This is a genomic window from Sphingomonas sp. PWP1-2, from assembly GCF_049898305.1.
Taxonomy (GTDB): Bacteria; Pseudomonadota; Alphaproteobacteria; order Sphingomonadales; family Sphingomonadaceae; genus Sphingomonas; species Sphingomonas glacialis.
Genome location: NZ_JAFCXM010000003.1, coordinates 335,125 through 346,730 on the forward strand (window position 1 = coordinate 335,125; position 11,606 = coordinate 346,730).

Annotated in this window: 9 protein-coding genes; 6 read left to right on the plus strand and 3 right to left on the minus strand. The window is 64.9% G+C overall.

The genetic code is table 11. The features are described 5' to 3' along the window. The first annotated feature begins 75 nt into the window (after positions 1–75). Genes ileS through ACP7C5_RS10025 form a run of 3 tightly spaced genes read left to right on the plus strand, consistent with a single transcriptional unit; the run spans position 76 to position 3,939 of the window. Positions 76–2,997 carry an isoleucine--tRNA ligase gene (gene ileS / locus ACP7C5_RS10015; protein ID WP_426264122.1) on the plus strand — a complete coding sequence of 974 codons (2,922 nt, stop codon included), beginning with the start codon at positions 76–78 and terminating at the stop codon, positions 2,995–2,997. Beyond that, positions 2,994–3,536, plus strand: a complete 543-nt coding sequence (gene lspA, locus ACP7C5_RS10020; protein WP_322162638.1) for a signal peptidase II — start codon at positions 2,994–2,996, stop codon at positions 3,534–3,536. The genes ileS and lspA overlap by 4 nt, the downstream gene beginning before the upstream one ends. Continuing rightward, positions 3,529–3,939, plus strand: a complete 411-nt coding sequence (locus ACP7C5_RS10025) for a DUF3035 domain-containing protein (RefSeq protein ID WP_426264123.1) — start codon at positions 3,529–3,531, stop codon at positions 3,937–3,939. The genes lspA and ACP7C5_RS10025 overlap by 8 nt, the downstream gene beginning before the upstream one ends. Before the next feature lie 88 nt (positions 3,940–4,027). Here the strand turns inward: ACP7C5_RS10025 and ACP7C5_RS10030 are convergent, their stop codons facing one another. From ACP7C5_RS10030 to sseA, 3 genes are all read right to left on the minus strand, one after another. Continuing rightward, positions 4,028–4,882 (minus strand): TorF family putative porin, encoded by an 855-nt coding sequence (locus tag ACP7C5_RS10030; protein ID WP_426264124.1) that lies wholly within the window; start codon positions 4,880–4,882, stop codon positions 4,028–4,030. Between the two features lie 193 nt (positions 4,883–5,075). Beyond that, the gene (gene metC / locus ACP7C5_RS10035; protein WP_426264125.1) at positions 5,076–6,269 is read right to left on the minus strand and encodes a cystathionine beta-lyase; all 1,194 of its coding nucleotides are present in this window, start codon (positions 6,267–6,269) and stop codon (positions 5,076–5,078) included. A 115-nt stretch (positions 6,270–6,384) separates the two neighbouring features. After that, entirely contained in the window at positions 6,385–7,224 is an 840-nt protein-coding gene (gene sseA, locus ACP7C5_RS10040; RefSeq protein WP_426264126.1) for a 3-mercaptopyruvate sulfurtransferase, read from the minus strand. Between the two features lie 128 nt (positions 7,225–7,352). Here sseA and queF point away from each other — a divergent pair, with 128 nt between their 5' ends. The 3 genes from queF to ACP7C5_RS10055 all read left to right on the plus strand — a co-directional run bounded on the left by queF (position 7,353) and on the right by ACP7C5_RS10055 (position 11,547). Then, positions 7,353–7,799, plus strand: coding sequence for a preQ(1) synthase (queF, locus tag ACP7C5_RS10045; RefSeq protein ID WP_426264127.1), 447 nt, complete (start codon positions 7,353–7,355; stop codon positions 7,797–7,799). A 151-nt stretch (positions 7,800–7,950) separates the two neighbouring features. Further along, positions 7,951–10,224: a glycosyltransferase gene (locus ACP7C5_RS10050; protein WP_426264128.1), complete on the plus strand. Its 2,274-nt coding sequence runs from the start codon at positions 7,951–7,953 to the stop codon at positions 10,222–10,224. 42 nt (positions 10,225–10,266) lie between these two features. Beyond that, the gene (locus ACP7C5_RS10055; RefSeq protein ID WP_426264129.1) at positions 10,267–11,547 is read left to right on the plus strand and encodes a glycoside hydrolase family 130 protein; all 1,281 of its coding nucleotides are present in this window, start codon (positions 10,267–10,269) and stop codon (positions 11,545–11,547) included. The last annotated feature ends 59 nt before the right edge of the window (positions 11,548–11,606 follow it).

Genomic DNA, 11,606 nt, shown 5'->3' on the forward strand with positions numbered 1-11,606 from the left:
GCGCATTCCGACTGGGCCCCGGCCTTCGCCGGGGAACTAGCAAGAGCTTCCGCGCTTCGCTAAGGCCGCACTCAAATGACCGACACCCCAGACACCGCATCCGCTCCGCGCGATTATCGCGACACCGTCTTCCTGCCGAAGACCGACTTCCCGATGAAGGCCGGCCTGCCCGCCAAGGAGCCCGGCATCCTCGCGCGCTGGCAGGCGATGGGCCTTTACGAGAAGACGCGCGAAGCCCGCCGCGGGCGTGAGAAGTTCATCCTGCACGACGGCCCGCCGTACGCGAACGGCGACATGCATATCGGCCATGCGCTCAACCATATCCTCAAGGACACGGTGTGCCGCACGCAGGGGCTGCTCGGTAAGGACGCGCCCTATGTGCCCGGCTGGGACTGCCACGGCCTGCCGATCGAGTGGAAGGTCGAGGAAAAATATCGCGCGAAGAAGCTCAACAAGGACGAGGTCCCCCCAGCCGAGTTCCGCGCCGAGTGCCGCGCCTATGCGCAGCATTGGGTCGACGTGCAGCGCGAGCAGTTGAAGCGGCTCGGCATCAATGGCGATTGGGACCATCCCTATCTGACGATGGATTTCGCTGCCGAAGCGACGATCGTCACCGAGCTGATGAAATTCGCGGAGAGCGGCCAGCTCTATCGCGGCGCCAAGCCAGTGATGTGGTCGCCCGTCGAGAAGACCGCGCTCGCCGAGGCCGAGGTCGAATATGAGGACGTCGTGTCGACGCAGATCGACGTCGCGTTCGAAATCGTGGACGCGCCAAACGCGCCCGAGCTGGTCGGTGCGCACGCGGTGATCTGGACGACGACGCCGTGGACGATCCCGGTGAACCAGGCGCTGAGCTATGGGCCGGAGATCGAGTATGTTTTGCTCGAAACAACGTCTGGTTTGAAGGTTCTGGTCGCCGACGCACTGCAAGGTGCATTCGGAAATCGCACCCGAGCGGCCTCTGCAAGCGGTGGCTACCAGGACGAGCGGCTGTCCGATGGCAACGATCAAGAGCTTTGGCGCGGTAAGGGCTCTGACCTCGAAGGCGCCACCGCGCGGCATCCGATGCACGAGCTCGGCGGGTTCTTCGCGAAGCCGCGGCCGTTCCTGCCGGGCGATTTCGTCACTACCGACGCCGGCACCGGGCTCGTCCATATGGCGCCGGACCACGGCGAGGACGATTTCCTGCTGTGCAAGCAATATGGCATCGAGCCGGTCTTCGCGGTCGATGGCGCGGGGATGTATCGCGACGATTGGGCGTGGCTCGGCGGGCAGGGCTCGGTGATCAACAAGAAGTTCGTCTCCGCCGAGGGGCCGATCTGTTCGGATCTGCGCGGCGTGGGTGCGTTGCTCGCGGCGAGCGATGATTTCGCGCATTCCTATCCGCATTCGTGGCGGTCGAAGGCTAAGGTTATTTTCCGGGCTACGCCGCAGTGGTTCATTCCGATGGATCAGGCGCTGCCAGAGTCCCCCTCCCGCTTGCGGGAGGGGTTAGGGGAGGGCAGTGCCGCCAGCGCTAACCTTTCCGGCACTGCCCTCCCCCAGCCCCTCCCGCAGGCGGGAGGGGAGCAAGAAGGGGCGACCCTTCGTTCCACCGCGCTCGCGGCGATCGAAGCGACCACCTGGTATCCGCCGAAGGGCCAGAACCGCATCACCGCGATGGTCGCCGGCCGCCCCGATTGGGTGATCAGCCGCCAGCGCGCTTGGGGCGTGCCGATCACGCTGTTCGTCAACCGCCTGACCGGCCAGTATCTGGTCGATCCCGCGGTCAATGCGCGCATCATCGCCGCGATCAACGCCGAGGGCGTCGATGCGTGGTCCGAGGAAGCGGCGCAGGACCTGCTCGGCCCCGATTACGCGCTCGCCGATTACGAGCGCGTCACCGACATTCTCGACGTGTGGTTCGACAGTGGCTGCACGCATGCCTTCGTGCTCGAGAGCGGGCGCTGGCCCGATCTGCAATGGCCGGCCGATCTCTATCTCGAAGGCTCGGACCAGCATCGCGGCTGGTTCCAGTCGTCGCTGATGGAGGCGTGCGGCACGCGCCGGCGCGCGCCGTACAATGCGGTGCTGACGCATGGCTTCACGATGGACTCCAAGGGCATGAAGATGTCCAAGAGCCTCGGCAACACGATCAACCCGCTCGACCTGATGAAGGAATCGGGCGCGGACATCCTGCGGCTGTGGGCGCTGTCGGTCGATTTCACCGAGGACCACCGCATCGGCAAGGAGATCCTCGGCGGCGTCTCCGACCAGTATCGCAAGCTGCGCAACACCTTCCGCTATCTGCTCGGCGCGCTCGACGGGTTCGAGGAGAGCGAGCGGCTGCCGGTCGCGGAGATGCCCGAGCTCGAACGCTACGTGCTCCATCTGCTCGCCGAGCTCGACGCCAAGCTCAAGGCGGCGGTGCTGGTGTACGATTTCAACAGCTATGTCCGGCTGCTGACCGAGTTCGCGCAGGAGGATCTGTCGGCCTTCTACTTCGATATCCGCAAGGATTCGCTGTATTGCGACGCGCCGGCCGACCCCAAGCGCCGCGCCGTGCGGACGGTGTTCGACACGCTGTTCCACGCACTCGTCCGCTATGCCGCGCCGGTGCTGTGCTTCACCGCCGAGGAGACGTGGCAGGCGCGCTTCCCGAGCGAGGACGGCTCGGTCCATCTGCTCGAATGGCCCGAGGTTCCCGCGGTCGACAGCGTCGATGCGGCGAAGTGGGATGCCGTCCGCGCCTTGCGCCAGCAGGTGACCGAGGCGATCGAGCCTCTGCGCCGCGAGAAGATCGTCCGCTCGAGCCTCGAAGCCGAGGTGGTCGTGCCCGAGGCGCCGCTGCCGGTTGCCGAACTCGCGGAGCTGTTCATCGTCGCGCAGGTCACGCTCGGCGACACGCTCGCGGTGGCGCGGACCGACTTCCACAAATGCGGTCGCTGCTGGCGGCTGCTCCCCGAGGTCGAAGAAGACGGCGATCTGTGCGATCGCTGCGAGGCGGTGGTGGCATGAGGCTCCCGCTCGCAGGCTTCGCGACCGCGGTCGCGCTGTTCGTCGCCGACCAGGCCGCCAAGCTCGGTGTGACCGAGGGGCTCAAGCTCGATGCGATGACCAACGCGCATTACGTCACGTCGTTCTTCAACCTGCGCTTCGTCGCCAATAAGGGCGTGTCGCTGGGGCTGCTCCACGCCGATACCGACACGACGCGCTGGCTACTGGTGCTGATGACCGGCGCAATCGCGGTCGGCGTGCTGGTGTGGATGCTGCGCGAGACCAAGCGCGCCGACCAGATGGCGCTCGGGCTCGTGCTCGGCGGCGCGTTCGGCAATATCCTCGACCGGATCCGGCTCGGCTATGTCGTCGATTTCGCCGATCTGCATTTCGGCGAATGGCAGCCGTTTCTGGTGTTCAACATCGCCGACGCGGCGATCAGTATCGGCGTGCTTATCTTGCTCGCGCGCGCGCTTCTGATACGAGATACACCGAACCAAGATTCTGGGACCAAAGCATCTGGGGCGGACCAGGGCCCAACGGAGAATATCCATGCGTAAGATTTCGATTCTGTCGGCCGGCGTGGCGCTGCTCGCGTTGGGCGCTTGCGCGCATGGCAAGGGTGGCCGCAACGGACCCGACGAATTCTCGGTCGCGCGCCAGGCTCCGCTCGTCATTCCGCCCGATTTCTCGCTGACCCCGCCAAAGCCAGGTGCGGCGCGTGCGAACGACACCAGCGCCAACGCGCAGGCGCTCGACGCGCTGTTCGGCGGCACCGCGCCGCGCAGCGCCGCCGAAAGCGCGGCGATCTCGCAGGCGGGCGTCGATTCGGACGATCCCGGCATCCGCTCGTCGGTCGGCGATCCGGGCACGACCGTGGTCGACAAGGGCACGACGACGCGCGACGTGGTCGCAGCGCCCGAGGGCGACGGTCAGGCAGCCAAGGCGACCGCGCCGAAGTGAGCCAAAACAAAACCCTCCCCCGCGGCTGCGGGAGAGGGTTTCGGGACCGATCAGAGGGAGTGCCCGCAAGGGCGCTCCCTTTTTCGTATCAGAAGTTCACGCCGACATAGGCGAGCACAGTCGATCCGCGGCCGAAGCGCGACGCATAGCCGCGCCGGTACAGCCCGCCGACCTTGTTGTTGGTGATGTCGGTATCGACATAGCTCACGCCGACCTTGAACGGACCCCCGACGGCTTCGGCGGTTGCCGACCAGTCGAGATAGTTGCGGTCGTTGCCGTTGAGGTTGGCGAGGCCGAGCGAGCCGTCGGTATAGCCGAGATGGCCCTTCAGCGTGATCGGCGTCTTGGGCACCGCGACCGAGGCTTCGCCATAGACGTAGATATTGTCGTCCTTGTTGTTCGGCGTGAAATCGAGGCCCTTCTGGCCGCCCCATGCATAATTGCCGCCGACCTTGGTCGAGACCGGGCCGAGCGTGTAGCTCACCGAAGCATAGGGCTCGAAGAAGTCGGTGTTGAGGCCCTTTACGCCGCTCGGATAGTAATAATAGAGCAGGCCGCCATCGACCGTCAGGCCGCTGAAGGTCTTGGTATAGCCGGCGTACAGATCGACCTCGGCATCGCCATATCCGGTGAGGAGCGGGGTCTTGCCGCTGCCGTCGATCGTCGAGGCCCAGGTGCCGACATAGAAACCGGCCGTGCTGTTGATGTTGATCGTGCCCTGGACGGCACCTTCGCCGTTGGTCTGGGTCAAACCGCGGAAGCGGTAATCGCTGATCAGCGTCGCGCCGCCGGTGATCTTGAACGGCTTGTCGGGCGCAGCAGGCGCCGCGGCGGGGGCGTCCTTGGCGTCGGGCGTGGTGGTGGTTGGGATATCCTGCGCAAAGGCGGGCGTGGCGGAGGCGGCGAGCAAGAGCGCGCCAAGCGTAGATGTGGAGAAGCGCATCGTTTCCCTTTCGAAAATGCGACTGTCCCCGCCTGCTTTACCGATGCGGCGTCTGTCGGAGGCGCAAGACCTCCCGCGCAGCTAAGCGGCAAGATCTTTCATTGCCGAGCTACGCTGCATCGCACAACTTAATTCGCGCGCGTGCGCGGGATACCGCGCTATTGTGGCTGTTGCGCAACACCAGTGTTTCAAATCATTGCTGAGCGGAAAAGCGCGCTAGGCCAGCGGCGAGGTCGGCGATCAGATCCGCCGGATCCTCGAGGCCGATCTGCAGCCGGACGAGTGGCCCGGCATCGGCGCGGCGCATGACGCTGCGATGGCGTTGTGGGTCGACCGGAAGCGCGAGGCTTTCGAACCCGCCCCAGCTATAGCCGATCCCGAAATGCTCGAGCCCGTCGATCAGCCGCGCGCGATCGGCCTCGCCACCGCCGTTGAGGACGAACGAGAACAGCCCCGACGACCCCGTAAAGTCGCGCAGGAAGTGCGCGTGGCCGGGGCAGCTCGGCAAAGCCGGGTGGAGCACGGTCGCGACTTCGGGCTGCTGCTCGAGCCAGTGCGCGATCTCGAGCGCGCTTGCCTGATGCTGCTTGAGCCGGATCGCCATCGTGCGCAGGCCACGACTGGCGAGCCAGCTGTCGTCGGGGCTGGCGATCTGGCCGAGCTGGAAGCTGGTGTCGCGTAGCCGCGCGAAATGGCCCGGCGCGGCAGTGACCGAGCCGAGCATCACGTCGCTATGGCCGACGATATATTTTGTGCACGCAAGGATCGTGAGGTCGATGCCGTGCGCGATCGCGGGAAAGAACAGCGGCGTCGCCCAGGTGTTGTCGAGCAGCGTGGTGATGCCGCGCGCCTTGGCGACGGCGACGATCGCGGGAATGTCCTGAACCTCGAAGGTCAGGCTGCCGGGGCTTTCGAGCAGGATCGCGCGAGTCGCATCGGTGATCACGTCGGCGATGCCCGCGCCGATCATCGGATCATAGAAGCGCGTCGTGATCCCCATCCGCTTGAGCAGCCCCATGCCCATCGCGCGAGTCGGGTCATAGGCGCTGTCGGGAAGGAGCAGTTCGTCGCCGGGCGAGAGCACCGACAGCAATGCGGCTGCGATCGCTGCGACGCCCGAGGGGTAAAGGAAGGTGCCCTCGGCGCCGGGCTCGAGCTCGGTCAGCGCATCGGCGAGGCTCCACTGCGTCGGCGTGCCCTTGCGACCGTAGAACAGCCGGTGGTGCGTATCGCGCCCACCCGCCTCGCGCAGATCCACGACCGAATCGTAGAGGATCGTCGAGGCGCGCCAGACCGGCGTGTTGACGATCCCCTGCGTCCATTCCTTGCGGCGGCCGGCGGTGACGACGCGGGTCGAATCGCCCTTGGGGGCATCGGTCTTCTTCATGGCGCGAAATCCTGCAATGCAGGCCCTGCAAAGCGGGAGACCGTGAAGAAGGCAAGAGTGTCGCGTGTATTGTCAGAAGCCCCTCCCGTTCAGGGGAGGGGCTTTCGAGATGCGCTTACGCCGCGCCGGTCGCCTTTGGCGTGGTGCGGTCGGCACCCCATTCGGACCAGCTGCCGTCATAGACCGCCGCCTCGTTGCCGAGCAGATGCGCGCCGAACGCCAGCGCCGAGGCGGTGATGCCCGAGCCACAGGTCGTGACGAGCGGCTTGGCGACATCGATGCCCGCGCCTTCGAACGCCGACTTCAACGCGTCGCCGGTCTTCCACGTGCCATCGGCATTGAAGAGCTCGCCGACGGGCAGGTTCTTCGAGCCCGGAATATGGCCGGCATGCGTCGCCGGGCGCGGATCGGGTTCCTCGCCGGTGAAGCGTGCGGCCGAGCGCGCGTCGAGCACTTGCTCGGCGCCGCTGTCGACATTGGCCTTCATCTGATCGAGCGTGCGGACGCCCTTGTCGTCGGCCCAAACGGTGAAGTGGCGGTGGCGGAGCTGCTCCTTGCCGCTGGCGGTCTCACGCCCTTCGGCCTGCCACTTGGCGAGCCCGCCATCGAGGATCGCGACATCATGCGCGCCGAAGGTGCGCAGCATGAACCAGGCGCGCGCCGAGGTGTGGAGCGGCGAATTGTCGTAGAGCACGATGCGGCTGCCATCGCCGAGACCGAGCGACTGCATCCGGCTGGCGAACTTTTCGGGCGCGGGGAGCATCGAGGGTAGGGTGCTGCTGGTGTCGGCGATCTCGGCGAGATCCATGAACACGGCGCCCGGGATGTGCGCGGCTTCATATTCGGCGGCGGGGTCGCGGTCGACGAGTCCGGCGAAATAGGTGGCGTCGACAATCCTCAGGTCGTTCGCGCCCAGCTCGTTTGCGAGCCATTCGGTTGTCACCAGCGAATCCATCGATCGTCTCCTTGGTTTTTTGATAGCCTAACCATCCGATCGCGCGCCGTCGAGACGCTCGAGGATCATCTGCGCGGGATGATCGGTGCGGGATGACGGGGGCGGATCGCTTCCCTATATCGCTGTGCATGACTCCTATGCATCTCGGCCAAACCAGCGCGCTCCCCACTTCGCCCGAGGAGGCGGTGCTCGATTACGTTCCCAACCCGCGGCCCGGTCGCCTGTATCTGGTGCGCTTCGCGGTGCCCGAATTCACCTCGCTTTGCCCGGTGACGGCACAGCCCGATTTCGCGCATCTCGTGATCGATTACGCACCTGCAGCAACGATCGTCGAATCGAAGTCGCTCAAGCTGTTTCTCGGCGCGTTCCGCAACCACCAAGCGTTCCATGAGGATTGCACCGTCGGGATTGGCGAACGGCTGTTCACCGAGATGCAGCCGACATGGTTGCGAATCGGTGGGTATTGGTACCCGCGCGGTGGCATCCCGATCGACGTTTTCTGGCAATCGGGCCCACCGCCCGAGAGCTTGTGGCTGCCGTCGCAGGACGTTCCGGGCTATCGCGGGCGCGGTTGAGCGCTGGGCTCGTTCATCCTACCGCAAGGTTGATTTGGATCAGACAATTCCCATTGTTGCAATGCAACATTCTTGCAACCATATTGAAACTTGGCCGTTCGGGAGAGGTAACTCGAGGGTATAAGCCCCGTCAGAAATAGGATTTGCGAACATGGTGCAACTGGCGGATGTCGTGAACTCGATCGACCACCTGGCTTTGGTCGGTAATTTTCTGCCGCGTAAATGTGGTCTCGCAACCTATACCACCGATACCTTCACCGCGCTGAAGAGCCGGTTCCCGGATCTTAAGATCGACGTCTATGCGATGGACGATCACCCCGGCCGTTACGAATATCCCCCCGAGGTGACGCGCAGCATCCCCGAGCAGGACCGGATGCAGTATCTCGAAGCCGCGCGCGAGATCGAGGCGAGCGGTGCGCAGGCGTTGTGGCTGCAACACGAATACGGCATTTTCGGCGGCGCAGCGGGCGAGCATATCCTCGCCTTGCTCGAGCGCGTGTCGATGCCGGTGATCGTTACGCTCCACACGATCCTCGAAAAGCCCAACGCCGATCAGCGTCGCGTGATGGAAGGCCTGCTGCGGCGTGCGTCGCGCGTCATCGTCATGGCCGAGCGTGGGCGTGAGATCCTCGAGCGCGTATATGGTGCAACCGGCCGGTCGATCGTGATGATCCCGCACGGTGTTCCCGATCGCGAGTTCGTCGATCCCAACACGCTCAAGTCGCGCTTTGGCTGGGAAGGGCGCGACGTCGTCCTGACCTTCGGCCTGCTCGCGCCGGGCAAGGGCATCGAAGTGATGATCAATGCGCTGCCCGCGATCGTCGAGCAGAACCCCAACGTGCTCTACGCCGTGCTGGGTGCGACGCATCCGAACCTCGTCGCACACGAAGGCGAGAAGTATCGCGACAAGTTGAAGGCGCTCGCGCTCGATCTCGGGGTCGGCCGCAACATCGAATTCATCGATGCGTTTCTCGAGCATGACGAGCTCATCGACTATCTGCAGGCTGCAGACATCTATGCGACGCCGTATCTCAATCCGGCGCAGATCACGTCGGGGACCTTGTCCTACGCAGTGGGCGTCGGCAAGGCGGTCGTCTCGACGCCGTATGTCCATGCGACCGAGATTCTCGCGGATGGGCACGGCGTGCTCGTCGACTTTGGGGATTCCGCAGCGTTCGCGCGCGAGATCAACGCCTTGCTCGGCAGCGAGCGCAACCGGATCAAGCTTTCGGAGCGTGCCTATGCGCGTGGCCGTACGATGATCTGGCCGCGTCTCGCCGAACTTGCCATGCGCGAGATTGGGCAGATGGTCGCCTCCAAGCCGTTGCGCATGCCGAGCAGCACTGCGGCGCTGACTCCGTTGGCACCCGATTTCGCGGCGGTCGAGCGGATGAGCGATTCGACCGGAATGCTGCAGCATTCGATCTTCTCGATCCCCGATCGCCGCCATGGGTATTGCATCGACGACAACGCCCGTGCGCTCATGCTGGTCAGCCAGATGACGTCGCTCGACGAGGTCCAGCGCGACAAGTGGATGACGATTTATGCGTCGTTCCTGCAATATGCCTGGAACCCCGAGGAGCGGCGTTTCCGCAACTTCATGAATTTCGATCGCACCTGGTGCGAGGAGTTCGGTTCGGAGGATTCGAACGGTCGTACGCTGTGGGCCTTCGGCGTGACCGCGCGCGATGCGCAGATGGACAAGCACAAGATGTGGGCCGCATCGATGTTCGACATGACGGCGTCGCTGTCGCTCGAGCTCGGATCGCCACGCGCCCACGCCTTTGCGATACTGGGTGCCGCGGCGATGCTCGAGGTGGTTCCGACGCATTCCCTCGCCCGGACGATTCTGACGCGCTTCGGCGACGATCTGCTTGCTTTGCTCGAGGATGCGCGCCGTCCGCAGTGGGAATGGTTCGAGATCGTGTTGGCGTATGATAATGCGCGTCTGCCCGAGGCGCTGCTGCGTGCCGGTCTTGCGCTCCAGCGCGACGACATGATCCAGTGCGGCCTCAAGACGCTCGAATGGATCGTCGCCAAGCAGACCTCGCCCGACGGCCGCTTCCGCGCGGTCGGCAGCGAGAGCTTCGGGCGGGTCTATGCCGAGCCTTTGCAGTTCGACCAGCAGCCGCTCGAGGCGCAGGCGACGATCGACGCGTGCAGCGCGGCGTTCGACGCGTCGCGGGACGCGCGTTGGGTCGAGGAAGCCAACCGCGCGTATCGCTGGTATCTCGGGCAGAACGATCTCGATTTGCCGCTGGCAACCGTCCAGGATGGCGGCTGCTTCGACGGCCTGATGCCGAGCGGGCTCAACCGGAATCAGGGTGCCGAGTCGATTTTGGCGCTGCAATTGGCCGGTTGCACGATTTCCGGGCTGGCAAAGCGGGCGCAAAGCGTGGCAGGACCGGATCGCGCCGTCGCGTAGCCTCGCTCGCGACGTCGCCAAGGCGTTACGCGAGGCGATATTGTGATCGAGCTGTTTGAACACCCATTGCGACTCCACGCCGACCCGTCACGGGTCGTCGTGCGACCGTTCCACCTTGCCTGGAGCGGCAATGGTGGCAACCGCACCGAGCGGATCGTCAATGCCGTGATGGCGCTCGATGCTGCAGAGACGCGCGCCGAGCTCGAGGTGGTGCTCAAGGATTTCGAGGCGCGGCATTGGCAGACGCGGCGCGTCTTCATGACGCGCTACGACGAGATCGAGGCGATGCTCGGGCTCGACGGTAGCGAGATCGGCGACGAGAAGCGCCAGCTGATCGGTGCCTATTTCTGCCACGAATACAGCTATGCTGCGGCGGCGTTGATGAATCCCAGCGCGGTGCCGCATTTCGACCAGTCGGGCATGCCTGCGGGATCGCAGCGCATCCTGATGAGTTTGCGCGCGGTTGGCGAAGGGCACATCTCCTCGGTCGCGTTCCGCGAAGGCATCATTACCGACGGCAACCAGTTGAAGCTCGCGCCCGAGCCGCCGTTCGCGACCGCGACCGATGCGGTCGGGCTCGACGAGGAAGAGCTGCCCGAGGGGCCGATCACCGTCTATCGCCACCGCGATTCGACGCTGTCGGGTACGGTGATCTTCCCGATCACCGCGGCACAGTCGAAGGGGCTCGAGGATCTTCGCCTCGTCCAGTTCCAGCATGACGATGGCAGCTACGAATGGCTCGGCACGTACACCGCGTATAACGGCTCGACGATCCAGTCCGAGCTGATGCGCACGCGCGATTTCCGCGCGTTCGATCTGGTGCCGATGTCGGGTTCGGCGTCGCGCAACAAGGGCATGGGGCTGTTCCCGCGCAAGGTGAACGGCCAGTACATGATGATCGGCCGGCAGGACGGCGAAAACCTGTATCTGATCAAATCCGACACGCTGACGCATTGGGACGAGGGCGAAAAGCTGCTCGGGCCGATGTATCCGTGGGAGCTGGTCCAGATCGGCAATTGCGGCCCGCCGATCGAGCTCGACGAGGGCTGGCTGCTGCTGACGCACGGCGTTGGCGCAATGCGCAAATATGCAATCGGTGCGGTGCTGCTCGACAAGACCAACCCGGCCAAGGTGACCGGCCGCACACGCGAGCCGATCCTGGCCGCGGCGAACCAGGACCGTGAGGGCTATGTGCCCAACGTCGTCTATACGTGCGGCGCGATCCGGCATGGCGACACGCTGTTCGTGCCCTACGGCGTGGCCGATAGCTCGGTCGCGTTCGCGTTCATCGACATCAAGACGCTGCTCGAGGCGATGGCTTAACCTCCCTCCCCGTTCGGGAGAGGGAAGGGGCCCGCTCGGCGAAGCCGAGGGGGACGGGT